A 25,812-nucleotide genomic window follows, 5' to 3' on the forward strand; every position below is an offset into this window, starting at 1 on the left:
GGCCGGCGGCCGATCAGCTCGCCGCCGGCAACTCGACCGTGCCGTTACCGATCCACGGCCGATCGACCGAGGCGAGGCCAATCACCCGGCCCTGGATATAATCGCAGCCCCAGTCGCGCAGCAGCGCGACCGACGCCTCGTCCTGCACCCATTCCGCGACCGTCTTGATCTGCAGCCGTCGCGCCAGCTCGACCAGCGTCTGCACGAAGGCGCGGTCGTCAGCCGAGCGCACGAGATTCTGCACGAAGGCGCCGTCGATCTTGACGATGTCGACGCCGAGCTTGCGCAGATTGCGGAACGAGGTGTGTCCGGCGCCGAAATCATCGATGGCAATTCGGCTGCCGAGATCTTTCAGCCGCGTCACGAAGCCGCGGAGATCGTCGACGTCCTGGATCTCGACCGTCTCGGTGATCTCGACGATCAGCCGTTCGGCGACCCCCGGATGGGCGCGCATCATGGACTCGATCGAGGCCCACCAGTCCGGATCCATGGTGGTCTCAGGCGAGATGTTGAGGCTCAGGGTGACGTCGGGCGTGCTCGCAAGCTCCGCCACCACCAGCTCCAGAATGCGGTGATCGACCAGGCGGATCAGGCCGAGACGTTCGGCGACCGGCACGACGTCCGGCGCCAGGAGGGCCCGACCGTCATCCTGGCGCATCCGCACTAGGCATTCATAGAAGGCGGGCGCAAGCGTGTTGGCATTCACCACCGGCTCGAACGCCGTGACGATGCGCCGCTCATTGAGCGCGGTCACGATCTCATCGGTGACGCGGATGTTGACCTTGCGCTGCGCGTCGCGCTCCACGTTCGGCCGCCAGGTCGAGAACGATCCGATGCGGCGGCGCTTGGCGGCGTCGAGCGTCTCATGGGCGCGGTTGACCGCCTCCTCGACCGAGCGGGCGTGACGGGGAACGCTGACTGCGCCGATCGTCGCGGTGACGGCGACCGGACCAGACTTGGTCGGCACCACCTCGTCGCGCACCGTCGCGAGGAAGCGTTCGGCGGCGGTGTTCATGTCGTCCATCGTACAGTTCTTCAGGATCAACCCGAACTTGTTGCCCGAGAACCGCCCGAGCGTGTCACCGCCGCGGAGCCGGCCCCGGATGCGCTGGGCGATCTCCAGCACGACGCCGTCGGCGACGTCGAAGCCGAAGGCGTCGTTGATGCGCGCGAGATGATCGATGCCGACCAGCATGAAGGCGCAGGAGAAGCGGAAGCGCTGCGACTCCTCGATCACCTCGGCAAGCGTCGCCAACAGGTGCGTCCGGTTCAGCTCGCCGGTCAGCGGATCGTGGCGTGACAGCTTGAGCAGTTGCTCCTCGCGGGCGTGGCGCTCGTTGTTGATCCGCACGATGCCCTGGGCACGCGATGGCCGCCCATCGGGGCCGGCGAACCAGCAGCCGGTCTCCTCGACCCAGATCAGCGGCGCACCCGCGTGGGTGCGCACGCCATATTCGATCCGGTACGGCGTGCCGGCGGCGCCATGCAGCGGCGCCGCCTGGTGCATGATCTCGGAGCGGATGCTGCGGTCCGGCTCGATGAGCTTGCTGAATTCGGCGCCGTTGCAGAGTTGCGGCAGCGGAACGTCGGCAAACACCGCCCCGACGTGATCGCTCCAGACGATCACGTCGCTCGCCAGATCCCAGACGAAGGCAGCTTGGCCCAGGGACGCCAGGATCATCGCGGTCTGTGGCAATTCGGATGTCAAGATCGCCTCGTTTCGGCACAGGCCGGCAAGACCGGCGCTGATTTGGGAACGGCCGACGCGTATCAGCGCGAGCGGCGGCGGCCGACTTCGCGAATCAGACTACGCATCTCTGGTTAACGGAGAGCATGCCGAGGCGACGGGCGCGTGTCCGAGACGCGTCAACCATCTTTGGAACGTACAGCGCCCGACGCGCTTGGAACGGCATTGGCTTTGCGAGTTGGAATGGCGAAAGGCTCCGGCGTCCCATAACGTGACACGCGCGCCGGTAATGGTTGGGCAATGTTAACGATTGATCAGGACGAGGGCCGCCTGGACCGAACGGAGGAGACGTCGCGCTCGGTCGTGCTGCTGCCGGCCGGCACCAGCGACGAGCATCGCGCGGGCATGGTCCGCGCCTCCCGCCCCGACGCCAGCTTCGTCACCCATCTGATCGCGACCGCCGAGCACCTGCCACAGACCCGCACGCTGAGGCGTGCCGCGCCGGCAGACGTGCACAACGCCTATGCGGCGAGGCTTCAACCGGTGACGCGGGCCGTCGGCCGGACCCGGCAAGTGATCTGAGGGCGGCTCGCCTGCGCGTCAGGCCTTTGGCGTGTCGGTTTTTGGCGGCTCTTGGGCCCCCGGGCCGGTCACCTCGGCCTGCAACTCCGGGGCAGCGCCTTTCGGCTCCGCAGCAGCCGGCCGCGGCACCGAGCGATCGAGCAGCACCGATTCGGCGACCGAGGCCGCTGCCGGCACGGCATCGGTGGACTCCTCGTCGGGTGCAGGAGGGACAGCGGCATCCGCCGGCTGAAGCTCTGCCCTGGCCGGTTCTTTGGCCGATTCTTCGATCAGCTCGGGCTCGGGATCAGAGACGGACACGTCGGCAGGAACCGGCGCGGGAGCAGGCGCGGCTACGACGGCGCGGGCGGCGCGCTTGGTGCGCAGCGAGATGCCGCCGAAGAAATCGACCATCGCCAGCAGGGTCAGCAGCAGAAAGGTCGAATTCCCGAACTTCTGCCACATCACGAATTCCGCCGCGGCGCCGCCGAAGACCAGCAGCGACAGCAGATGATCGGTCAGATATTTCCCGTTCGGCTTCGCCGCCTTGATGATTTCGAGCAGCAGCAGCAGCACGCCCAGGGCCAGCAGCATGTCGCCGAGCGAGATCGTCCAGACCTCGCCGGACGGAAGCTGAAGGCGCAGCAGCGTCTCGCTGAAGGCGACCCCCGGCATCAGGAAGACGATCATGTTGTAGATCGCCAGCGGGATCAGCAGCAGCGGGAAACCGACCATGGACATCGGTTGAAGCCTTGGATGGCGCGGGCGGCGGCCCGGCGCAAAATCAATCGGTGCGAAGATGATGACAGCGAGACGGGATCACGCGACACAGATACGCAACGGTCCCGGCGAATCACGTCGCACGGGACCGCTTTCAACCCCATCGATGGCCGAATTCGGGCAGCTTGGAAAGCGGCCCGCGCGGACAATCAGGCGTCTTTCTTCTTCAGAACCTGGCGGCCCTTGTACATGCCGGTCTTCAGGTCCAGGTGGTGCGGACGACGCAGCTCGCCGGAATCCTTGTCCTCGACATAGGTCGGCTTCTTGATGGCGTCAGCCGAGCGGCGCATGCCGCGGCGCGACGGCGAAGTTTTTCTTCTGGGGACGGCCATATCGGTATCCTCTAGGGGTATTTCGGAAGGCATCGTCCGCAAAGGAAGGCTGCAGCCATGAAGCTGGCGAGCCCGGATGCCGATCAAGGCCGCGCTTATAGAGGAAGGGGTGCGGCATGGCTAGGGCTCTCCGAGGCATTTTTGGCCAAAATTGCGCCCGCTCGGGTCTCAACGCCGCTCCCCCCAGCAGGTCTGCAGGCTGGAGGCCTGGGCCCGCACCATGTAGGTCGCCGACAGCCGCCGCACGCCCGGCCCTGGAGCCCGGGCACTGCGCCGGACGGGGTTCGGCAGAATCGAGGCCATCAGGGCCGCCTCGCGCGGGCCGAGCCCCGCGGCGGAGCGGTTGAAGGCGTAATTTGCGCCCGCCTCGACGCCGAACTGGCCGGATGGGCCAAGCTCGGCGATGTTGAGATAGATCTCGAGAATGCGCCGCTTGCTGAGCACGAGGTCGATCCACAGCGCCAGCGGCAGTTCCAGCGCCTTGCGGACATAGCTGCGGCCCTGCCAGAGGAACAGGTTCTTGGCAACCTGCTGGGTGATGGTCGAGCCGCCGCGGCTGACCTCGCCGTCCTCGGCGTCGTCCATGACCTCCCGCAGCGCCCCCCAGTCGATGCCGTGATGGCCGCAGAATTTGGCATCCTCCGCGGCCACCACCGAGCGGGGCAAATACGGCGACATCGCCGAGAGGTCGATCCAGTGCCGCGTTACCGGCTGCCCCGTCACCGACCGCCACAGCATCAGGGTCGAGACGGGGTGACCCACGGCATAGAACGGCGTCAGCGCGTAGGGCACGAGCAGCACCAGCACGACGATCAGGAGGATGGTTCTGACGGTACGCAAGGGCAGGCGTCGCTCGGGTTGGACCGCCGCGGCGGCGGACAATTGGCCGGGATTATCCGACATCTCGATGTGGTTTCCTGCTTTTTTCCGCCGTTGCGGCCGAAAGCCGCCACCGCTCCGGCAATTGACGAAGTCGCCGCCATCAACGATTGTCCGGCGAATTTTGCCCCTGGAGCTCTTGTTAAATGACTGCGACGGCCCTCACCGACTTCACCCAACGCCTGGACAAGACCGCGGAAGAGACCGAAGCCCTGCTCGGCGAGCTCCTCGGCGATGCGCCGCTGGCGGACGAGATCATCAGGCCGAAGCGGCTGATCGAGTCGATGCGCTATTCGAGCCTCAACGGCGGCAAGCGGCTGCGCCCGTTCCTGGTGGTCGAGAGCGCCGCCGTGTTCGGCGTGCCCCGGCGCGGCGCGCTGATGGCGGGCGCGGCGCTCGAATGCATCCACTGCTATTCCCTGATCCATGACGACCTGCCGGCGATGGACAATTCCGACCTGCGCCGGGGACGTCCGACCCTGCACAAGGCCTATGACGACGCCACCGCGATCCTGGCCGGCGACGCGCTGCTGACCATCGCCTTCGACATCATCACCCGCGACGAGATCCATGCCGACGCCGGCGTCCGGCTGGCGCTGACCCGGGCGCTGGCCCGCTGCGCCGGTGTCGGCGGCATGGCCGGCGGCCAGATCCTCGATCTGGCCGGCGAAGGCCGGTTCGGCGACCGCGACCCGGTCGACGTCGCTCGCGTGCAGCAGATGAAGACCGGCGCCCTGCTCCGCTTCGGCTGCATCGCCGGCGCCCTGCTCGGCCAGGCGTCGGCAGCTGAGTACCAGGCGCTCGACGATTACGGCCGCGCGCTCGGCGAAGCCTTCCAGATTGCCGACGACCTGCTCGACGTCGAGGGCGATGCCGCGACGCTCGGCAAGCCGGCCGGCGCCGACGCCGAGCTCGGCAAGACCACTTTCGTCACCCAGCTCGGCGTCGAGGGCGCCAGGCAGCGCGTCCGCGACCTCCTCGCCCGCGGCGATGCCGCGCTGTCGATCTTCGGCGCCAAGGGCGACGTGCTGCGCGCCGCCGCCCACTTCGTCGCCGAGCGCAAGAGCTGAGGCGAGGCGTTGGCCGGAGTCCATCCCGACGATCCGGACCTCGCTCGCTTCGCAAGCATGCCGGCTGCGTTGCGCGTCATCTATGCGCGGCCGCGCACCTTCGTTTCGCTGGGCATCGCGATCATCGCGTTCTTCTTGCTGCCGCAGGCGCTCCGCCTGATCACGCGGCTGCTGCTCGCCTGGGACATCTTCACCGCGCTCTACCTCGTGCTGGTCGCGGCGATGATGCTTCGCAGCGAGCATCATCACATCCGCCGCAAGGCGATCATGCAGGACGACGGCCGTTTCGTGATCCTGCTGGTCACGGCACTCGGCGCCTTTGCCAGCATCGCGGCGATCGTGCTCGAGCTCGGTGCCTCCAAGCGCGACGCCCCGGCGCTGACGCTGGCGCTGCTCACCGTCTCGCTGTCCTGGGCCGCGGTGCATGCGACCTTCGCCCTGCACTACGCTCATGACTACTACCGCGGCGCCAAGCCCGGCGGCCTGCAATTCCCCAGCGGCGACACGGACGAGCACGCCGACTACTGGGACTTCGTCTACTTCTCCTTCGTCATCGGCATGACCGCCCAGGTCTCCGACGTCGGCATCACCGACAAGATCATCCGCCGCACTGCGACCGTGCACGGCATCATCTCGTTCATCTACAACACCGCGCTGGTCGCCCTGATGGTCAACATCGCCGCCAGCGCGATCTCGTCCTGATCAGTTGCACACTTCCACGCTGGCGTTGTTGGCCGGGCCGCCACCGCCGCGGTATTCGAGACGGCAGCCGGGCCGGACGGCGCGGCAGAGATAGGCATCACAATAGATCTGGCCCGACGACTTGGCCGGCCGAGCGGCCTGGGTCTGCGGCCTGGCGTAGCCCGGGGCCGCCCCGACGCCGACGCCGGCATTGGGAAGCGGCAGGCCGGGCTCGGGAGCAGCACGGGCGCGACGGCGCGACGGCATGTCCTCGTCGTCCTGCCCGCGCTTGGCGACCGGCTTCTTCTCGCGCCGCTTCTCACATTCATTGTCGTCGTTGACGAACGAACCCTCGGCGCAAACGATGCGGGTGCAGCGGTCGCCGTCCGGCTTGGTGCCATGCTGGCAGACCAGCGGGCAGACGCGGGCCTGCTTGAGCTTGATCACCTGCAGCGCATCGGCCGAGGCCGCCTGGGTGTCGAGCTTGGTGCCCGCATAGCGGTTGAACTGCGACAGCGAGCGGCGCGAGGCCGAGCCCCAGTCGCCATCGGCGTCCTCGCTGAGGCAGCCGACGCGGCGAAGCTCGAGTTGAACAGATTTGGCGAGATCAGCCGGCTGCGATGGGGGAGTCAGCGAGGCGACCTCCGGCCCCTGCTGCAGGGCTGCGGCCGCCGGCGCGCCCGGCGATGTCGCCGCGCGCGGATTGTCGGCCGCCGCGAGCTGCTGCTCCTGCCGCTTCTTCTCGGCGTCGGCCGCCTGCTGCTGTGCCAGCTGATTGGCCTTCTCGGCAGCAATGCGCGCCTGCTCGGCCGCCTTGGCCTCGGCCTCCGCCTTGGCGAGGGTATCCTTGCGGGCGCCCTCCGCGACGAGTCGCGCGCGCTCGGCCTCGGTGGCGCGGGCCTTCTCGGAAGCGGCGGCGCGATTCTCCTCGGCGGCGAGCTTTTCGAGCTGCAGCTTGGCAAGGCTGGCATAGAAGCCGTCGGGATATTGCGCCAGGAATGCGCTCAGCGCGCCCTTGTTGCCGACCTGCATCGCGAGCTCGTAGTCGCGCCGGATGTCGGCCTGCGGATTTGCGGGCGGCGCGACCGGCATCTGCGTGACGACGCGCGGCACGCCAGGCACCAGCGGCACGTCCTCACCGCCCAGCGAGCCATAGACGAACGGTTCCTGGCGGTTGCCGGTCGATTTCAGCACCTCGTCGCGCACGAAGCCGAACGCCTTGCGGACGTCGAGGCCGGGGGTCGCGATGTGCCGCGACAGCGCCAGTGTAAAGGGGCTGTTCTTGCCGTCGCCGTCCTGCGCCGTGGAGCCGGCCTTGGCGGAGTAGGCGATCAGCGTGTTGGGGCTGGTCGGCTCGACCTTGGCGAGGCCGCGGCCGAGGCTGCGGGTCGCCACCGTCCGCTGCATGTTGCGGGTGAACGGATTGTCGCGGCAGGCATCGAGAATGACCAGCCGCAGCTTCTTGGCCGGCTCGACGGCAACCAGGATGCGGTCGAGCGACAGCGTCTCGTCATAGACGTCGGTATCACGCTCGAGCCGGGCATCGATCGGGATCAGGTAGTTGGCCCCTTCGACTTCCATGCCGTGGCCCGCATAGTAGACCACGGCGATGTCGGCATCGCGCGCGGCGTCGGCAAAATCGCGCAGCGCCCGCCGGGTCTCACGGGCGGTGAGATCGCGCCTGTAATCGACGACGTCGAAGCCGGCGCTCTTGAAGGTCGCGGTCATCACCGCGCCGTCATTGGCGGGGTTCGTGAGCTGCGGCACGTTCTGATAGGCGGAGTTGCCTATGACGAGCGCCACCCGCTTCTCGGCGAGCGCGGGGTGGCCGATCAGCAGCAGCGCTGCCGTCAGGATGTAACCGCCCAATCGAAGTGACCAAGACATCGTACCCACCCCATACCGCTGGGAGACCTGCTGGGACCTGCCTATCAGAGTGCAGCCCATTCGGCTTGTGACCGGGATCACGCAGATTTATTCCCGATCGACCTGGCCCCGGCCATTATAGTCTGTCGCTGGCGCAATGACGCCAGTTCATGCCTTGCCAAGCGCCGCTTTGCATCGAAAATGCGATCCTTGTTTGTCCAGGTTCCCAGGGAGTTGGCCGTGAGCACAGACCGTTCCACCGTCGAGGCCGTCGTTCAGGGCTATTTCGATGCGCTCTACGAGGGCGACGCCGACAAGCTCGGTGCCGTGTTCCACCCCACCGCTGACCTGCGCTGGGTCGAGAATGGCGAGCTCAAGATCCTGACCGTGCCGGATTGGCTGGCCTGGGTGCGCAAGCGCCCGTCGGCGAAGGGCGAGGGCAAGCCGCGCGAGGACTTCATCGTCACCATCGATCGTTCGGACGACAAGACGGCCTTCATCAAGGTGCGCTGCCAGCTGCCGCCGCGCTATTTCACCGATTATCTCGTGGCGATGAAACTGAAGGACGGCTGGCAGATCGTGTCGAAGTCCTACCGCTACGACCTCCGGGATTGAGGCCGGCGCAACGACGCCAAGCCCCCAGCCATGGAAGCTCACTTTCAGATATTCCTGATCCTGCTGGCCGTGTTGGCGGGAACCGCCCTGATCGCGCGACGCGCCAATCTCGCGCCGGCGATCCTCTTGATGCTCGCCGGCATCGCGCTCGCATTCGTGCCGACCATGCCGGCCTTCGCGCTGCCGCCCGAGCTGGTGCTGCTGGTGGTGCTGCCGCCGCTGATCTATTCGTCGAGCGTCGCGATGAGCTGGCGCGAGTTCAAGCGCAATCTGCGGCCGATCGTGCTGCTCGCGGTCGGCTGCGTGATCTTTACGGCGTCCGCTGTGGCGACGGCGACCCACTATCTTCTCGGCCTGCCCTGGAGCATCGGCTTCCTGCTCGGCGCCATCGTCGCGCCGCCCGACGTCGTGGCGCCGCTCGCCATCGCCCGCCGGCTGCATTTGCCGCGCCGGGTCATGGTGATCCTCGAAGGCGAGGGCCTCGCCAATGACGCGACAGCGCTGATCCTCTATCGCTTCGCGGTCGCCGCCATCACCACCGGCGCCTTCTCCTTTCCGGTCGCGGCCGGCGAGTTCGGCCTGATCGTGGTCGGCGAGATCGCGTTCGGCATCGGCGTCGGCTGGCTGATGCTGCGCGCCCGTCACTACGCGCGCGACCCGCAGGTCGAGATCACGTTGTCGGTGCTGACGCCGTATCTGGCGTTCTGGATCCCCGAGCATGTCGGCGGCTCCGGCGTGATCGCGACGGTGGCCTGCGGCCTCTACATGAGCTGGAACGGACCGCTGTGGATCTCCTCGGCGACCCGCCTGCAGGGCATCTTCTTCTGGGACCTGATGATCTACCTCATCGAGGGCATGCTATTCCTGCTGACCGGCTTCCAGATGCGGCTGATCTACGAGAAGTCGAAGGTCTTTCCGCTCGACGACATCATGATCGCGACCGCGCTGGTGCTCGCCATCGTCGTGATCGCACGCTTCGCCTGGACCTTCCCGGCGACCATCCTGCCGCGCCTGCTGAGCTCTTCGCTCCGGGCCCGCGATCCGCTGCCGCCGTGGCGGCAGACCTTCATCATCGGCTTCACCGGCGTGCGCGGCACGGTCTCGCTCGCCACCGCGCTTGCGCTGCCGCTGACGCTCTCGACCGGCGATGCGTTTCCCTATCGCGACCAGATCCTGTTCATCGCCTTCGGCGTGATCTTCTTCACCCTGATCGGTCTCGGCCTGACCCTGCCGGCCGTCGTGCGCTGGCTCGGGGTCGGCAACCAGGGTCGCGCCGAGCATCAGCGCGAGCATGAGCAGGAGATCGCGGCCCGGCGCGAGGCGCTCGACAGCGCCCTGCGGTCGCTGGAGACGATGACCAGCGATCGCGAGCTGTCGGACGAGGTGGTGCGGCTGCTGCGAGCGCGCCACGAGGTACGGACCAACCAGCTCCCGGAAGGTCTGAAGCCCGAGGACAACGACGCCTCCGCGCTCGGCATCGAGCTGACCCGCGAGCTGATCACGGCAGAACGCAAATTCATCCACGTCATGCTGCGCGACGGCAAGATCACCGACGAAACCCGCCGCCGCATCGAGCGCGATCTCGATCTGGAAGAGGCGAGCCTCGCCAATCGCGAATATGGGCACGTGCCGCTGTAGGAGCTGAGGGCTGGTGGCGGGGTTGCAGGACGCGATGTTGCGGCAAACGCCGTCATTGCGAGCGCAGCGGCGCAGCGAAGCAATCCAGAAATCCCTGCGCGGCCCTGGATTGCTTCGCTTACACTCGCAATGACGTGGATAGAGCCGCGCACATCTCTCCCCGCTATCGAGGGGAGCCTCACCCTCACCGCTCGATCATCCAGCGCGTCACCGCCTGGTGGTAGTTCATCGGGCCGGGCACGGTCTTGTAGGTCTTCAAGTAGCGGAATCCGACCTTCTGCAGGGCGCGGTTGGGGGCGGTGTTGTAGGCGTGCGGCTCGCAGAACAACTGCTTGAGCTGCAGCCGCTCAAAATAGAAATCGATACTGCGGCGGACGCATGCGGTGCCGAGGCCGCGGCCGCGCAGCTCCGGCTCGGTGACGTGCAGATGCATGTGGGCGCGGTTGCCGAACACGATGCGGTCGCAACTGGAGAAGCCGATCGGGCGGCCGTCGAGCCGCCAGATCACCAGCAGCGCCGCGCGCTCGGCCAAGGGCGTGTCGTAGAGCGTCTGGAACAGTCCGGTCCACACCTGCCTGGTCGGCATCCGCGTCGGATCGATTCCCATCACGTCGAGCTGCTCGATGCTCGACGAATAGAAGTAGTCGATGACCATCGAGGTCTCGGCGAGTTCCATTTCGCGGATGTCGAGATTCATCGAGGCGTCCTCTTGAGCAGGCCTCAAGGTGCTGATCATGCGGGCGGCAGTGGGGCGGCGCGAGGCGGATCGTGTCGTCACGGCAACGGCGCGTGTCGCAGCAGCCGGGCGCTGCGGAAAATTTCAGAATGAGTAGCTGGAGACCAGCAGCCGCCGGTTGCAATTGCAGCACGGTCGGCGCGGCGAAGTCTGGCCTCATGGTTCTCAAAGCGGTGCGAGAGCATCGCCTGAACGCGCCGCAAGCGGCGCTCCTCACCATGAGGGTCCGATAGTTCGTTCGCCGAGACGTCGGTCCTCGTCCTGGGGAGACCGCTGCAGGCGGTCGTCTCGAAGGAACGGCCAAGAGGGTTCTGCCTAACGGGCCCTCCGAGCCTACGCGGGATGGCCGGAGCGGAGCCTATTACTCCGCCGCGGTCACGCTCTCCGGCGCCTTTTCAAGCGCCTTGGCACCCTGGCCGTAGCGCTGGTCGATGTAGTCGATGACGAGCGCCTTGAAGTCGGCCGCGATGGTGGGCCCGCGCAGGGTGCGGAACTTCTTGCCGTCGACGAAGACGGGCGCGGCCGGGGCCTCGCCGGTGCCAGGCAGCGAGATGCCGATATTGGCGTGCTTGGATTCGCCGGGGCCGTTGACGATGCAGCCCATGACGGCGACGTTGAGCGCTTCCACGCCGGGATATTGCGTCTTCCAGGACGGCATCTCCTCGCGGATGAAATCCTGGATCGAGCGCGCCAGCTCCTGGAACGTGGTCGAGGTGGTGCGGCCGCAGCCCGGGCACGCCGCAACCAGCGGCACGAAGGTGCGGAAGCCCATGGTCTGCAGCAGCTCCTGCGCGACCTGCACTTCGAGGGTGCGGTCGCCGCCGGGCTCCGGGGTCAGCGAGATGCGGATGGTGTCGCCGATGCCCTGCTGCAGCAGGATGCCGAGCGCCGCCGAGGAGGCGACGATGCCCTTCGAGCCCATGCCGGCCTCGGTGAGGCCGAGATGGATGGCGTAGTCGGAGCGTGCGGCGAGGTCCTGATAGACCGCGATCAGGTCCTGCACGGCCGAGACCTTGGCCGACAGGATGACGCGGTCCTTCGGCATGCCGAGCTCCTGGGCCCGGGCGGCCGACAGCAATGCCGACTGCACCATGGCTTCGCGCATCACCGCGCGCGCATCGCGCGGGTTCGCGGAGGCGGCGTTCTCGTCCATCAGCTTGCTGAGCAGCTCCTGATCGAGCGAGCCCCAATTGGCGCCGATGCGCACCGGCTTGCCGTATTTGTTGGCGAGCTCGATGATGGTCGAGAACTGCGTGTCCCGCTTGTCCTTGAAGCCGACATTGCCGGGATTGATGCGGTATTTCGCCAGCGCCTCGGCGCAGGCCGGATAGTCGGTCAGCAGCTTGTGGCCGATATAGTGGAAGTCGCCGATCAGGGGCGTGGTGATGCCGCGCTTGTCGAGCTGCTCGCGGATCTGCGGGACGGCCGCGGCGGCCTCCTCGCGGTCGACCGTGATGCGGACCATCTCGGACCCGGCGCGCGCCAGCGCTGCAACCTGGGCCACCGTCTGGTCGACGTCGGCGGTGTCGGTGTTGGTCATCGACTGCACCACGATCGGGGCGCCGCCGCCGACGGCGACGTTGCCGACCATGACGCGGGTGGTCTGATGCCGGGGAGCGGGTCCGGCGACATCGGACGCTGAGGTGTTCTCGGTCAGGATCTCGGGCTTGTTCATGGGCGCTCGGATATCAGGTTTTGGTGACATTCAGCAATGGATCAGTCGCGGCCAGGACCACGCGGTTCGGGCGGTTTACGAGAAAAAGCCCAACGATCACAAGCACGGCAGCCAGGCCAAAGGCCAGCGTCAGGGCGTCATGCAGGATGAAATAGCTGGCCACCACCCCGAATAAGGGGGTGATGAAGGTAAATGCCGACAATTTGCTGGCCGAGTAGGCCTTGATCAGCGCAAACCAGATCGTGAACGTGGTGCCGACCACCCAGATCGACTGGTAGGCCATCAGGCCGATCACGAACGGGCTTGGAAGCTGGGTCAGCCGTTCGCCGGCAATCAGCGCCGCCGCGGCCATGATCGGGACGGAGACCGCCACCTGATACCCCAATGCCCGCTCGGGCGCGATGAAGCGCAGCCGGGTGCCTTTGACGAACACCGTGGTCACACCCCAGAGCAGGCCGCCGCCGACCACCAGGAGATCGCCGAGCAGAACCTTGCTGTCGACATTGGCCTGGGGAATGCCGATCGCCAGCGCCACACCGGTGAAGCTGAGCGCCAGCCCGCCCCATTGCGCCGGCCCCATCCGCTCGCCGAGGAAGCGGAACGAGCCGAGTGCGACGAAGAACGGCGCGGTATACAGGAACACGATGGCACGCGACGCCGAGGTCAGCAGCAGGCCCTGATAGATCAGCACGAATTCGAAGCCGAACAGCAGGCCCGCCACCAGGCCGAGCCCCAGCGTGCCGTCGCGCTCGAACATCTTCACGCCGCGCACCTGCGCGAACACCAGCAGCACCGGCAGCGCACCGAGCGAACGGAAGGTGGCCTGCAGCAGCGGCGGAATGTCCGGCAGCGCGAGCTTCACCGCGATCTGATTGAACGCCCAGGACAGGCACAGCACGAGGATGACGGCGATCGCACCCAGGCCGAGCGGCCGGGTCGCGGCGGATGGAGCGGGGCTGGTGGACACGAGGACGTTGGCTCCCGAAACTGCTTTTTTGTCGGATCGCACGGGCGTGCGACCGGCTCGGTGTCTTTCCGCCGAAGATCAGCCGCGGCGATAGGCACCTCTCCCCGCAAGCCGGGCGAGGGAGCGCACCGTCACGGTGGCGAAAGCTCGAATACGATGATCAGTCACACGTGTACAGCTTCCGCCGCAGTGACGGACCTCACGCCGCCCTCTGGCAATGTGCGCACAACCCGGTGATCTCGACGACTGAAAGCTTCGGCGTGAAGCCCGTTGCCGCGGCAGCCAGCTTCAGGCTTTCCGCGATCGGCGCGGCCGGAACCTCGCCGACGGCGCCGCAGCTCTCGCAGATCAGGAACGCCACCAGCGCGGTCTGTTCGTGGTCATGGGCGCAGGCGAGGAAGGCATTGCGGCTCTCGATGCGGTGCACCAGGCCGTTCGCCATGAGGAACTCGAGCGCGCGATAGACTGTGATCGGCGCCGGCCGCGCGGCGACCTTGGCAAGTTCCTCGATGATCTCGTAGGCCCCGAGCGGCCGGTGGCTCGACAGCAGCGCCTCCAACACCTGGCGGCGCTGCGGCGTGAACTTCTGGCCGCGCTGGGCGCAGATGCGCTCGGCATGGTCCAGGGCATCGGCCGCGCAGCGGCCATGGTCGTGGTCCGGCGCCGGGAAGGTGGGCTTTGCGAGGGTCATTGCCGACAATCTAGCATCTCGGGCCGGTCTCGCCAAAGGCCGCGGCCGAGCCATGCATCTTCGGCGGGGCGGGTGCGCTCGGCAGGGCCATCAAATATTCATGAGCTTGCTTATCATATCCGAGGCTCATTACAGCCAAAGCTTAGTTCTCCCTCTTGGAATCGAGATCAGCCATGACCCGCACGTCGGTGGACGTGAACTTCCTGTTTACGCTCGGCGAGTTGCAGCGCCTGGTGCGCGCCTATGCCGACAAGGAGGCCGCGCGCTTCGGCATGACCCGCGCGCAATGGGCCGTGCTGGCCAAGGTCGAGCGCTACGAGGGGATGAAACAGTCCGAGCTCGCCGAGCAGATGGAGATGCAGCCGATCACGCTGACTCGGCTGATCGACAAGCTCGCCGAGGCCGGGCTGATCGAGCGGCGCGGCGACGACACCGACCGCCGCGTCAACCGGCTCTATCTGAAGAAGGCCGCGCGCCCGCTGCTCGCGAAGCTCGCGGTGCTCCGCGGCGATCTGACCGACACCGCCCTTCGGGGCATCAGCGCCGGTGACGCCGAGCGGCTGATGACCCATCTCGAGGCTATCAAAGAAAACGTAAGAAACGCGCTGCAGTCGTTCTGTGACGAGCAGCGAAAGGAGCAGCGCTATGGCTGAGCCCGCCCTGAAAATCGCTCCCGAACAGAAAGCCAGCCCGGATGCGGCGCCCCCGGCGGCCGCCGCTGAAAAGCCGGCGCGCCCCGGATTGCTGCGCCGCTACCGTCGCACGCTGCTGCTGGTCGTGCTGCCGCTCGTGGCCGCCATCGGCGGCCTCGTGCTGTATCTCAATGGCGGCCGCTACGTGACGACCGACGACGCCTATGTCGGCGCCCAGAAGGTGCTCATCACCCCCGACATCTCCGGCAAGATCGTCAAGGTCGTCGTCAAGGAAGGCCAGCAGGTGCAGAAGGGCGACGAGCTGTTCGAGATCGATCCCGTGCCCTACCGCCTCGCGGTCGACCAGACCAAGGCGGCGCTGGAGCAGGCGCGGACCACCTACGACAACCTCACCGCCAACATCAAGATCTACAGCCAGATGCTCGACCTGGCCCAGCAGGGCATCGAGCTGAAGCAGAAGGACGTCGAGCGCAAGCAGACGCTCGCCAAGAACAATTTCGGCTCGCAGCTCGACCTCGACAACGCCGCCAATGCGCTGGTGACGGCGAGCGCGCAGGCGCAGTACATCAAGCAGCAGCTCTCGAACGCGAAGACGCAGCTGCTCGGCAATCCCGACCTGCCGCTGGAGCAGTTCCCGCCCTACGTCCAGGCCAGAGCCAAGCTCGAAGACGCCCAGCGCGATCTCGACCACACCACCTTGCGCGCGCCGATGCCCGGCATCGCCACGCAGGTCGACCAGATCCAGCTCGGTCGCTTCGTCACCGCGGGCACGCCGGTGTTCTCGGTGATCGACGTCAGCAATCCCTGGGTCGACGCCAATCCGAAGGAGAGCGACTTCACCTATGTCGCGGTCGGCCAGCCGGTCGAACTCGACGTCGACGCCTTCCCGAACCACCGCTTCAAGGGCACGGTCGGCTCGCTGTCGCCGGGCACCGGCGCGCAGTTCGCGATCCTGCCGCCGCAGAACGCGACCGGAAACTTCGTCAAGGTCGTGCAGCGCGTGCCTGTGCGGATCTATTTCGACAAGACCGACAAGTTCGTCGCCAGGCTGACGGCCGGCATGAGCGTCAACGTATCGATCGACACCGGACATGAGCGCACGCTGGCCGGGCTGTTCGGCGCGGCGCATGCTGCGGACAAGGAGGAGTAGCGCGCCATGACTGCGCCCGCGGCCTCATCATCGGCGGTTCCGGGCTTCCGCCGCAACATGGTGACGATATGCGCCATGACGGCGACGATCATGCAGGCACTCGACACCACCATCGCCAACGTCGCGCTGCCCTACATGCAGGGCACGCTGTCGGCCTCGCAGGACCAGATCAACTGGGTGCTGACGTCCTACATCGTCGCCGCCGCGATCATGACCGCGCCGGTGGGATGGATCGCCAACCGCTTCGGCCGCAAGCGCACCTTCATCGTCTGCTCGGCCGGCTTCACCATCGCTTCCGTCATGTGCGGGCTCGCCCAGGACATCGCCCAGATGGTGCTGTTCCGCCTGCTGCAGGGCGTGTTCGGCGCCTCGCTGGTGCCGCTGTCGCAGGCCGTCATGCTCGACTCCTACGCGCTGCATGAGCGCGCCAAGGCGATGGCGATCTGGGGCATGGGCGTGATGCTCGGTCCGATCATGGGGCCGTCGCTGGGCGCCTGGCTAACCGAGACCTATTCCTGGCACTGGGTGTTCTTCGTCAACCTGCCGTTCGGCGCCGTGACCGTGCTCGGACTGATGGCGTTCATGGAGGAGACCAAGCCGAACGCGGAACTGACCTTCGACTGGTTCGGCTTCGCTGCGCTCGCCGTCGGCATCGGTTCGCTGCAGATCGCGCTCGACCGCGGCGAGGATCAGGGCTGGCTGGAGAGCAACGAGATCATCATCGAGTTCATCGTCGCCGCCGTCGGCTTCTATTATTTCCTGGCGCATTCGCTGACGACGGAGCGCCCGTTCATCCAGTTCGCGCTGTTCAAGGACCGCAACTTCGTCGGCGGCTGCGTGTTCATGACGGTGATGGGCCTGGTGCTGTTCTCGACCATGGCGCTGTCCTCGCCCTACCTGCAGAACGTCATCGGCTATCCCATCATCACCGCCGGCGTGCTGCTGGCGACGCGCGGCTGCGGCACCTTCGTCGCGATGATGTTGGTCGGGCGCCTGCTCCGCACCATCGAGGCGCGGACCCTGATCGTCGTCGGGCTGGCGCTGACGGCGCTGTCGCTGTTCCAGATGACCGCCTGGACCGACCAGACCGGCGTGCCGGAGATCATCACCATCAGCATCATGCAGGGGTTCGGCTTCGGCCTCGTCTTCGTGCCGCTGTCGACCGTGGCATTCCTGACCTTGCCGGGTGAGTTGCGGACTGATGGAACCTCGATGCTGACCCTGGTGCGCAATGTCGCAAGCTCGATCGGCATCTCCATCGCGATCGCGCAGCTCACCGAGGGAGTGCGCCGGAACCACGCCATCCTGGTCGAGCACATCAACCCGTTCAATCACGCGCTGCAGATGCCTAATGTTGCCCGCCTCCTGAACCTGTCCACGGATGCCGGGCGCGCGATGGCCGATGCGTTGGTGACCGTACAGGCGCAGATCCTGGCGTTCTCGCACGACTACCAGTTGGTCATGACGTTCATCCTGGTCTCGATCCCTCTCGCGTTCATGATCGGCTCGACCCGGACGGCACTGCGCGCGCAGGCGGCACCGGCCGATCACGCGGTGATGGAATGACCGTTCCCCGCGACGGAAAAAAGCGTGCGCTGTTGAGACGCAGCGGGACCGGGATAGCAAAAAGGTGACCACGACGTGATGGATTTGTAACTTCAATCCGGCGCGTTTCCGGCTATCTTCTGCTCACCCCACTCGGTTCTCTGCGTATGAGTTGCGCGCAGGGACTGCACTTCATGAGCGCCCCACTCGTGATGTGCCGGGCGGGGGCGGTGGCTCCTCCAGCGCCGCCCCCAGCCCCGGGGGAATTGGTCGCTCGCGTCGCGGGCTGACGGTATCAAGAATCCCAAACCGAGAACCTCCGCTGTCGTCCCGGGCAAGCCCGATGACGCAAAGCGTCAGCGGGCGCCGACCCGGGACCCATACCGCGTGGTCTCGCTTGGGGCAGGCTCCATGTTGAGCCTGTCGCGCAACACACATCGGCCGGTGGCTATGGATCCCCGCGTTCGCGGGAATGACAGCGGAGTTTGACGCGGCGCCACGGGCAGCATCGTGATTGCTTACTCAAGGGGGCTGGTAGCGACGCCGGTAAATGCACCGCAGTGACGTGTAGCGACAAAGACCTCGCCGCGCGCGTGCGTGCGGGCGGCCCTGTCTCGAGGGAGGCGCCGTCAGTCCAGCAATTCGCGGCAGCCGAGATCGTCGAACGCAAGGAAGATGCGCTCGAGATTATTCCACCAGATCACCGGCGGGAGCTGGATCGCCCATTGCCAGACCGGCTGGGCGATGTGCCAGAGCACGGCGAGACGATAGTCCTGATCCAGCGACGCCCTGTCGTAGCCGGTCACACCACCTGCGACCAATGTCTGATGATAGCTGTCGAGCAACGGCCGCTCGATCCGCGCCCGACGGTCGGGATAGATCTGCAGCGCGATCATGTAGGCGAGATCGTTCGCGGGCACGCCGATCCGCCACTGGTCGAAATCAAACGCGCGCACGTCGTCGCTGTCGGCGGCCTTCGGCACCAGAAAATTCCAGACATGCGCGTCGCCATGCGCAATGCTGAGGTTTCGCCGCGACAGATAGCGTTCCGAGAGCCGCGGCGTCGCCGCCATCAGGCGTTCGTAGACCGCGCGCCGGTCCGCGCTCAGGCGGTCTCCCAACTGATCGGCGAAGCGCTGATAGTGGCCGGCAAAGGTCCTGCCGCGCTCGGCGCGCTCGTCCGCGGTCGCGAAGCTGCCGATGGACACGCCAAGCCGCGGATCGTCCCACCACGCCGCATGCAGCCGCGCCAGCGCCCGCACGATCCCCTCGGCCTGGGGCAGCGCGGGCGGCAGCGGCCATGGCGTCGCCGTCTGGTGCGTGTCGGTGAGATCCTCGAGCAACAAGTGCCAGGTGAGCGCGGCTTCGTCCCACGCGCCGCCGTAAGAGCCGGGCACCAGGCCCGTCGGCATGAGCCGCGCCAGTCCGCGATAAAAGTTGACCTCGTGGCGCCCGCCCCGCCACAGCGTCTTGGCGAAGGCCGGCATCGGGATTTTCAGGATCAGCGCCTTCGGCGCGTCCGGAGCCGCGCCGCTATAAGACAAACCAAGGCGGATGATGCGCGACAACAGCATCGGCCGGTCGCTGATCACGGCGACGTCCGAGACCGCGCCGGACTCGAGCACACCCGCCTCACGCATCGTCGCCGTCAACGCGGCTGGCTTGGCAACGGACGGCAAGTCGGTGGAGGACATATAGGCGCCGTCCCTTCAGGGTTGCAGCTTGCCCACACTAGCATGGATATTCCGAAGCGCTACTTGATCGGCGCGCGCGGCAGCACGGTGTCGCCGATCTCCATCCGGTAGACGTGATCGAGCGAATACCAGGGCGCGGTGACGTCGGGCTCGGTCGGGTGCGGCGTGTCGTGGCGAATGAAGTTGCCGAGCAGCGCCTTGGTGACGCCGAACTGGACGTCGCTGTCGATGTGCGGGTCGTTGGGGTCGTAGACCTGCGAGATCAGGACCTTGAATCCCGGCTTGACGATCAGCGCATGCAGATGCGCCGGCCGATAGGGATGGCGGCCCTGCGCCTTCAGAAGCCGGCCGACGACCCCGTCGGTCGGGATGGGATAGCCGACCATCATCACCGAGCGAAACCAGAAGCGGCCATCGGCATCGGTCGTGAGCTTGCCGCGCAGGTTCATGTCGGCCTGCTCCGGGTCCTGGTTCTCGTAGGTGCCGACCGGGGAGGCGTGCCAGACGTCGACCTCGGCGCCGGCGACCGGCGCACCTTTCGGATCGACCACCCGCCCCTGCACGAACAACGCCGGCCCTGGTGTCGCCGAGCGCACGATCGAGCCGCCGTTCGCGGTAACAGGCGAGTTCAGCCGCCAGAACGGACCGAGCAGCGACTGCGCGGTTTCGGTGTTGCCGCCATCGCCATTGTTGAGCAGGCAGACCAGCGGCGAGACGCCGAGCGAGCCGGCCATGAGCACCACTTCATTATGGGTGTCGTTGGTGCGCTGGCCCAGCTCGGCGATGATCGCCGCGGCCTCGCGGAATTCGGCTTCGGTGAGACGGACATCGCGGACGAAGCCGTGCAGGTGCTTGACGAGCGAGACCATGATCTCGCGCAGCCGCGGATTGGTGGTCTGCTCCATCACCGCCAGCACCGCCGGCGTGACGTCCTGTTCGCGGGAGATGATCATGGTCAATTCTCCGTCATTCCGGGGCGATGCGAAAGCATCGAACCCGGAATCTCGAAATTGTTGGGACTCATCTCCAGATTCTGGGTTCAGCCCTGCGGGCTGCCCCGGAATGACGAAGCGCTTAGCGCTTCGTCATTTGATCGTCTCGACCGCCAGCGCGACGCCCTGGCCGACGCCGACGCACATCGTGGCGAGCGCACGCTTGCCGCCGCGGACCTCGAGGCCGTGCACCGCGGTCATCGCGATGCGCGCGCCGCTCATGCCGAGCGGATGTCCCAACGCGATGGCGCCGCCATGCGGGTTGACGAAATCGGCATCGTCGGCGACGCCGAGCTGGCGCAGGCAGGCGATGCCCTGGCTGGCAAACGCCTCGTTCAACTCGATCAGGTCGAAATCGGTGATCTTCAGGCCGAGCCGCTCCATCAGCTTGCGCACGGCCGGCACCGGGCCGATGCCCATGATGCGCGGCGGCACACCGGCGGAGGCAAGGCCGAGCACACGCGCGCGCGGAGTCAGGCCGTGCTTCTTCACGGCGGCCTCCGACGCGAGAATCATCGCGGCCGCGCCGTCATTGACACCCGAGGCATTGCCGGCGGTGACGGTGCCCGGATTGCGCACGATCGGCTTCAGCTTGGCGAGGCCTTCGAGCGTGGTCTCGGGGCGCGGATGCTCGTCCTTGTCGACGGTCACGGGCCCTGCCTTGCCGCCGGGCACCGACACCGGCGTGATCTCGGCGGCGAAATAACCCGAGGCGATCGCCTGGCCGGCGCGCTGCTGGGAGCGGATCGCGAACGCGTCCTGGTCGGCGCGCGACACCTGGAATTCCTCGGCGACGTTCTCGCCGGTCTCCGGCATCGAATCGACGCCATACTGCTGCTTCATCAAGGGATTGATGAAGCGCCAACCGATCGTGGTGTCGAAGATCTCGGCCGAGCGCGAGAACGCTTCGGTCGCCTTGCCCTGCACGAACGGCGCCCGCGTCATCGATTCGACGCCGCCGGCGATCGCGAGATCGACCTCGCCGGCGCGGATCGCGCGGCCCGCGGCGCCGACCGCGTCGAGACCGGAGGCGCAGAGGCGGTTGAGCGTCTGGCCAGGAATCGAGTCGGGCAGGCCCGCCAGCAGCAGCGCCATACGCGCGACGTTGCGGTTGTCCTCGCCGGCCTGGTTGGCGCAGCCGAAGAACACCTCGTCGACCGCCGCCCAGTCGAGATTTGGATGCTTGGCCTTGAGCGCCTTCAGCGGTGTCGCCGCGAGATCGTCGGTGCGCACTTTCGCCAGCGCGCCGCCGAAGCGGCCGATCGGGGTCCGCACCGCATCACAAATGAACACGTCTCGCATCGCTCTCTCCCGAACTTTCGTGTTTCTGGTCAGAATTGACGGCGGTTTTAGGAGTGCGATGGGAGCAGGTCAAATGACGGGAGCGCGGGGTGGCATGCGCTCAAGCTGCTGGATGCGACGCTCTCGCCTCACGAACGGTGGGCGCCCTCTCCCGCTTGCGGGGGAGGGCTGGGGTGGGGGCAGCTCCAAGCGAGAATCCCCGTGAGGAGAGACTTCCCCCACCCGCATCGCATCTTCGATGCGATACGACCTCCCCCGCAAGCGGGGGAGGTGCAACAGCAGGCACCGCCCATCGTGGAAAACCGGGACATCGCCGCCAAAGCGGTAGGACCGTCCGGGCAAATTGGCTAGTTTCCGCGCCATGACGATCCAGCAGCCCATCTCCGTCTCCGTTCCGCCCGACGCCGCGCCCGCCGAGGCGCCGGCCAAGCTCACGCCGATGATGGAGCAGTATCTCGAGATCAAGGCGGCGCATCCGGGCCTGATGCTGTTCTACCGGATGGGCGACTTCTACGAGCTGTTCTTCGAGGACGCCGAGGTCGCATCGAAGGCACTCGGCATCGTGCTGACCAAGCGCGGCAAGCACCAGGGCCAGGACATCCCGATGTGCGGCGTGCCGGTCGAGCGCTCCGAGGACTATCTGCACCGGCTGATCGCACAGGGCATCCGCGTCGCGGTCTGCGAGCAGATGGAGGATCCGGCGGCGGCGCGGGCGCGCGGCAACAAGAGCGTGGTCAAGCGCGGCGTGGTGCGCGTGGTGACGCCGGGCACGCTGACGGAAGACAACCTGCTCGATGCGCGCGCCAACAACTATCTGTTGTCGATCGTGCGCAGCCGCGGCTCGTCCGGCGGCGATCGGCTCGGGCTCGCCTGGATCGACATCTCGACCTCGGACTTCATCGTCACCGAATGCGCGTTCGCGGAATTGACCGCGACCCTGGCGCGCATCAATCCGAACGAGGTGATCGTCTCCGACGCGCTGTACTCGGACACGGCATTCGAGCCGGTGCTGCGCGAGCTCGCCGCGGTGACGCCGCTGACGCGCGACGTGTTCGACGGCGCCACCGCCGAGCGGCGGCTGTGCGATTATTTCGCGGTGGCCACCATGGACGGCCTCGCAGTGCTGTCGCGGCTGGAGGCGACGGCCGCCGCGGCCTGCGTCACCTATGTCGAGCGCACGCAGGTCGGCCAGCGCCCGCCGCTCGCCCCGCCCGCGCGCGAGGCGACCGGCAGCACCATGGCGATCGATCCGGCCACCCGCGCCAATCTCGAGCTGACGCGCACGCTCGCCGGCGAGCGCCGCGGCTCGCTGCTGGACGCGATCGACTGCACGGTCACATCCGCCGGCTCGCGCCTTCTGGCGCAGCGGCTCGCCGCGCCGCTGACCGAGGCTCCACAGATCGGGCGGCGCCTGGATGCCGTCGCCACGTTCGTCGCCGATGGCGCCGCGCGCGAGGACATTCGCTCGATCCTGCGCGGCGCACCCGACATGACGCGCGCCATGGCGCGGCTGTCGGTCGGCCGCGGCGGTCCGCGCGATCTCGCGGCGCTCCGTGACGGCATCCTCGCCGCCGACCAGGCGCTGGCGCGGCTGTCCGCGCTCGACCAGCCGCCGCAGGAGGTCGCGTTTGTGATGGCCGCGCTGGCGCGGCCTGCGCGGGCGCTGGCCGAGGAGTTCGCGCGTGCGCTCGACGAGCAGTTGCCGCTGATCAAGCGCGACGGCGGCTTCGTCCGCGCCGGCTACGATGCGACGCTCGACGAGACGCGCAGTCTGCGCGACGCCTCGCGGCTTGTCGTCGCCTCGATGCAGGCGCGCTACGCCGACCAGACCAGCGTCAAGGCCCTCAAGATTCGGCACAACAACGTGCTCGGCTATTTCGTCGAGGTCACCGCGCAGCATGGCGACAAGCTGATGTCGGCGCCGCTGAACGCGACCTTCATCCACCGCCAGACCCTCGCCGGCCAGGTGCGTTTCACCACGTCGGAGCTCGGCGAGATCGAGGCCAAGATCGCCAATGCCGGCGAGCGCGCGCTCAATCTCGAGCTCGAGATCTTCGACCGGCTGTGCGCGTCGGCGATGGCGATCGGCGACGATCTGCGCGCCGCCGCGCACGGCTTTGCGATGCTCGATGTCGCCACTGCGCTGGCCAAGCTCGCGGTCGACGACAACTATGTGCGCCCCGAGGTCGATGGCTCGCTCGGCTTCGCCATCGAGGGCGGCCGCCATCCCGTGGTGGAGCAGGCACTCAAGCGCGAAGGCCAGCCGTTCATCGCCAATTCCTGCGACCTGTCGCCGACGCCGGGACACAAGAGCGGCCAGCTCTGGCTGCTCACCGGTCCGAACATGGCCGGTAAGTCCACCTTCCTGCGCCAGAACGCGCTGATTGCTTTGTTGGCCCAAATTGGATCGTTCGTGCCGGCGAGCCGGGCCCGCATCGGCATCGTCGACCGGCTATTCTCGCGCGTCGGCGCCGCCGACGATCTCGCACGCGGGCGCTCGACCTTCATGGTCGAGATGGTCGAGACCGCGGCGATCCTCAACCAGGCCGGCGAGCGCGCGCTGGTGATCCTCGACGAGATCGGGCGCGGCACCGCGACCTTCGACGGCCTGTCGATCGCCTGGGCCGCGATCGAGCATCTGCACGAGAGCAACCGCTGCCGCACACTGTTCGCGACGCATTATCACGAGCTGACGGCGCTCGCCGCCAAGCTGCCGCGGCTGTTCAACGCCACCGTGCGCGTCAAGGAATGGCAGGGCGACGTGGTGTTCCTGCACGAGGTGCTGCCCGGCTCCGCCGACCGCTCCTACGGCATCCAGGTCGCGAAGCTCGCCGGCCTGCCGCCGGCCGTGATCAGCCGCGCCAAAGCGGTGCTGGCGAAGCTGGAAGCCCAGGACCGCGGCCAGAGCGCGCGCGTTTTGGTCGACGACCTGCCGCTGTTCGCGGTGCCCTCGCGCGCGGCTGCGGAGCCCGCGATGTCGAAGGAGGCAGAGGAACTGATCGCCGCCGTGAAGGCGCTGCATCCGGACGAGATGACCCCGCGCGAGGCGATGGACGCGCTGTATCAACTGAAATCGAAACTGCCGAACAAGTAGTTGCCGTCATTCCGGGGCGCGCGCAGCGCGAACCTGGAATCCATCCTTCGTCAGCGCATGCAGCCAGATGGATTCCGGGCTCGCCGCCTGCGGCGTCGCCCCGGAATGACAGAGAGATGCCGTAGGGTGGGCAAAGACGCGAGGCGTCGTGCCCACCATTTGCAGCGTGACATGCAACTCGGTGGGCACGCTTCGCTTTGCCCACCCTACGCAAGCTGACGAGCTGCCTTCCGTCGCCCCAGCCACCACAGGCCGAGATTCCAGCCGACGCAGGTCGCCAGCGCGCCGCTGAGGCCGACCGCCGCGCCGAGATGCAGGCTGCCGAGGTGCAGCACGACGACGGCGAGCGAGAAGCCGATCAGGCCCCAGGCGCCGTTGGCCAGCACGGCCGCCGTCGCGGGCCCGCCGATGCGCGGCTGCAGGATCAGCATCATCGAGCTGAAGACGATCGGAAACAGGGCCAGGATGCCGGAGACGCTGGGGCCGGCCCAGCCGGAGACCGAGGTGACGGTGGCGACGAGCGTTGCCACCAGCGAAGCGCGCAGCGGCACGTCGTACCAGCGCCGCGTGATCAGCGGCATCTTGGCATGGCGATAGCGCTGCAGCAGCGGCAGGCAGATGGCGAAAGTGATGATGTTGGCGACGATGCCCATCAAGAGCGTCCATTGCACGCTCTTGATCAGCGCGGCGAGACCGAGCCACACCGCCACCGCCGTGGCACTTGCCACCAGCACGCTGCGGCGCTGCGCCAGCACGGCATAGGCAAAGCTGAGGAAGATCGTCGCGGCGTTGATCGGCAGGCTGGTCAGCGCGCCCTGCGCGATGAACGCGGCATCGTGGTCCAGCGCCAGGAAAACGTAGGTCGGCCCCGCCGAGATCGGCAGGGTCGCGACCAGCGCGCCGATGACAGGCCCGGTGCGCTCGGCGATCATCGACGCCGACACCACGAACGACGCCGCGATCGCCATGCGCAAGGTCAGCAGCAGCAGAAAGGGGGGATCGAGGGACATCAGCTCATGCTGCGCGGACAGTGATCTCCCTCCCCCGCCTGCGGGGGAGGGCCGGGGTGGGGGCGCGGCTCGGGTGGTGATAATGGGTGTGCCGTGCGGAGAGAATTCCCCCACCCGCCGCGCATCTGCGATGCACGGCGACCTCCCCCGCACGCGGGGGAGGCGCAGACCGAGCGAGCCTCAACAGCTTGTCT

Annotated in this window: 22 protein-coding genes; 9 read left to right on the plus strand and 13 right to left on the minus strand. The window is 67.2% G+C overall.

The features are described 5' to 3' along the window. Positions 1–13 precede the first annotated feature (13 nt). The gene (locus tag QW868_RS07590) at positions 14–1,681 is read right to left on the minus strand and encodes a bifunctional diguanylate cyclase/phosphodiesterase (RefSeq protein ID WP_315735742.1); all 1,668 of its coding nucleotides are present in this window, start codon (positions 1,679–1,681) and stop codon (positions 14–16) included. Positions 1,682–1,987: 306 nt separating this feature from the next. On the opposite strand from QW868_RS07590, the gene QW868_RS07595 reads away from it, so the two are divergent. Then, on the plus strand, positions 1,988–2,269 hold the full coding sequence (locus QW868_RS07595) for a hypothetical protein (RefSeq protein WP_315783359.1): 282 nt from the start codon (positions 1,988–1,990) through the stop codon (positions 2,267–2,269). 18 nt (positions 2,270–2,287) lie between these two features. Here the strand turns inward: QW868_RS07595 and QW868_RS07600 are convergent, their stop codons facing one another. From QW868_RS07600 to QW868_RS07610, 3 genes are all read right to left on the minus strand, one after another. After that, positions 2,288–2,989: a hypothetical protein gene (locus QW868_RS07600; RefSeq protein WP_316230270.1), complete on the minus strand. Its 702-nt coding sequence runs from the start codon at positions 2,987–2,989 to the stop codon at positions 2,288–2,290. Positions 2,990–3,177: 188 nt separating this feature from the next. Then, the gene (rpmF, locus tag QW868_RS07605; RefSeq protein WP_006610266.1) at positions 3,178–3,360 is read right to left on the minus strand and encodes a 50S ribosomal protein L32; all 183 of its coding nucleotides are present in this window, start codon (positions 3,358–3,360) and stop codon (positions 3,178–3,180) included. Between the two features lie 168 nt (positions 3,361–3,528). Continuing rightward, positions 3,529–4,200, minus strand: a complete 672-nt coding sequence (locus tag QW868_RS07610; protein ID WP_315735744.1) for a biosynthetic peptidoglycan transglycosylase — start codon at positions 4,198–4,200, stop codon at positions 3,529–3,531. Positions 4,201–4,385: 185 nt separating this feature from the next. Here QW868_RS07610 and QW868_RS07615 point away from each other — a divergent pair, with 185 nt between their 5' ends. Continuing rightward, the gene (locus QW868_RS07615) at positions 4,386–5,309 is read left to right on the plus strand and encodes a farnesyl diphosphate synthase (protein ID WP_315756873.1); all 924 of its coding nucleotides are present in this window, start codon (positions 4,386–4,388) and stop codon (positions 5,307–5,309) included. A gap of 9 nt (positions 5,310–5,318) precedes the next feature. After that, positions 5,319–6,011 carry a DUF1345 domain-containing protein gene (locus QW868_RS07620; protein WP_316230271.1) on the plus strand — a complete coding sequence of 231 codons (693 nt, stop codon included), beginning with the start codon at positions 5,319–5,321 and terminating at the stop codon, positions 6,009–6,011. On the opposite strand, the gene QW868_RS07625 is transcribed toward QW868_RS07620, so the two are convergent. Beyond that, entirely contained in the window at positions 6,012–7,877 is a 1,866-nt protein-coding gene (locus QW868_RS07625; RefSeq protein WP_316230272.1) for a caspase domain-containing protein, read from the minus strand. Between the two features lie 219 nt (positions 7,878–8,096). Here QW868_RS07625 and QW868_RS07630 point away from each other — a divergent pair, with 219 nt between their 5' ends. Beyond that, positions 8,097–8,471: a nuclear transport factor 2 family protein gene (locus tag QW868_RS07630; protein WP_315775717.1), complete on the plus strand. Its 375-nt coding sequence runs from the start codon at positions 8,097–8,099 to the stop codon at positions 8,469–8,471. A 30-nt stretch (positions 8,472–8,501) separates the two neighbouring features. Further along, positions 8,502–10,109 (plus strand): Na+/H+ antiporter, encoded by a 1,608-nt coding sequence (locus QW868_RS07635; protein ID WP_316230273.1) that lies wholly within the window; start codon positions 8,502–8,504, stop codon positions 10,107–10,109. Between the two features lie 184 nt (positions 10,110–10,293). Here QW868_RS07635 and QW868_RS07640 read toward each other — a convergent pair whose 3' ends face one another. The 4 genes from QW868_RS07640 to QW868_RS07655 form a co-directional block, all read right to left on the minus strand. Beyond that, positions 10,294–10,806: a GNAT family protein gene (locus QW868_RS07640; RefSeq protein ID WP_316230274.1), complete on the minus strand. Its 513-nt coding sequence runs from the start codon at positions 10,804–10,806 to the stop codon at positions 10,294–10,296. A 400-nt stretch (positions 10,807–11,206) separates the two neighbouring features. Beyond that, positions 11,207–12,520: a flavodoxin-dependent (E)-4-hydroxy-3-methylbut-2-enyl-diphosphate synthase gene (ispG, locus tag QW868_RS07645; protein ID WP_316230275.1), complete on the minus strand. Its 1,314-nt coding sequence runs from the start codon at positions 12,518–12,520 to the stop codon at positions 11,207–11,209. A gap of 13 nt (positions 12,521–12,533) precedes the next feature. Continuing rightward, entirely contained in the window at positions 12,534–13,487 is a 954-nt protein-coding gene (locus tag QW868_RS07650; RefSeq protein ID WP_316230276.1) for a DMT family transporter, read from the minus strand. A gap of 199 nt (positions 13,488–13,686) precedes the next feature. Further along, complete coding sequence (locus tag QW868_RS07655; protein ID WP_316230277.1) at positions 13,687–14,178, minus strand: Fur family transcriptional regulator; 492 nt, start codon at positions 14,176–14,178, stop codon at positions 13,687–13,689. 173 nt (positions 14,179–14,351) lie between these two features. On the opposite strand from QW868_RS07655, the gene QW868_RS07660 reads away from it, so the two are divergent. The 3 genes from QW868_RS07660 to QW868_RS07670 are packed head-to-tail and all read left to right on the plus strand — an operon-like array spanning position 14,352 to position 17,547. Next, positions 14,352–14,831, plus strand: a complete 480-nt coding sequence (locus tag QW868_RS07660) for a MarR family transcriptional regulator (RefSeq protein WP_316230278.1) — start codon at positions 14,352–14,354, stop codon at positions 14,829–14,831. Beyond that, positions 14,824–15,981: an HlyD family secretion protein gene (locus QW868_RS07665; protein ID WP_316230279.1), complete on the plus strand. Its 1,158-nt coding sequence runs from the start codon at positions 14,824–14,826 to the stop codon at positions 15,979–15,981. The genes QW868_RS07660 and QW868_RS07665 overlap by 8 nt, the downstream gene beginning before the upstream one ends. 6 nt (positions 15,982–15,987) lie before the next feature. Beyond that, a complete protein-coding gene (locus QW868_RS07670; protein ID WP_316230280.1) occupies positions 15,988–17,547 on the plus strand; it encodes a DHA2 family efflux MFS transporter permease subunit in 1,560 nt (519 codons plus the stop codon). Positions 17,548–18,155: 608 nt separating this feature from the next. Here the strand turns inward: QW868_RS07670 and QW868_RS07675 are convergent. The 3 genes from QW868_RS07675 to pcaF all read right to left on the minus strand — a co-directional run bounded on the left by QW868_RS07675 (position 18,156) and on the right by pcaF (position 21,514). After that, a complete protein-coding gene (locus tag QW868_RS07675; RefSeq protein WP_315812097.1) occupies positions 18,156–19,220 on the minus strand; it encodes a phosphotransferase in 1,065 nt (354 codons plus the stop codon). A gap of 59 nt (positions 19,221–19,279) precedes the next feature. Next, positions 19,280–20,173 carry a dioxygenase gene (locus tag QW868_RS07680; protein ID WP_316230281.1) on the minus strand — a complete coding sequence of 298 codons (894 nt, stop codon included), beginning with the start codon at positions 20,171–20,173 and terminating at the stop codon, positions 19,280–19,282. Positions 20,174–20,305: 132 nt separating this feature from the next. After that, positions 20,306–21,514, minus strand: coding sequence for a 3-oxoadipyl-CoA thiolase (gene pcaF / locus QW868_RS07685; RefSeq protein ID WP_316230282.1), 1,209 nt, complete (start codon positions 21,512–21,514; stop codon positions 20,306–20,308). A 361-nt stretch (positions 21,515–21,875) separates the two neighbouring features. Here pcaF and mutS point away from each other — a divergent pair, with 361 nt between their 5' ends. Continuing rightward, positions 21,876–24,608 (plus strand): DNA mismatch repair protein MutS, encoded by a 2,733-nt coding sequence (gene mutS, locus QW868_RS07690; RefSeq protein WP_316230283.1) that lies wholly within the window; start codon positions 21,876–21,878, stop codon positions 24,606–24,608. 206 nt (positions 24,609–24,814) lie between these two features. Here mutS and QW868_RS07695 read toward each other — a convergent pair whose 3' ends face one another. Continuing rightward, entirely contained in the window at positions 24,815–25,618 is an 804-nt protein-coding gene (locus QW868_RS07695) for a hypothetical protein (protein WP_316230284.1), read from the minus strand. Between the last annotated feature and the right edge of the window lie 194 nt (positions 25,619–25,812).

The organism is Bradyrhizobium sp. SZCCHNR1051 (genome assembly GCF_032489615.1).
Taxonomy (GTDB): Bacteria; Pseudomonadota; Alphaproteobacteria; order Rhizobiales; family Xanthobacteraceae; genus Bradyrhizobium.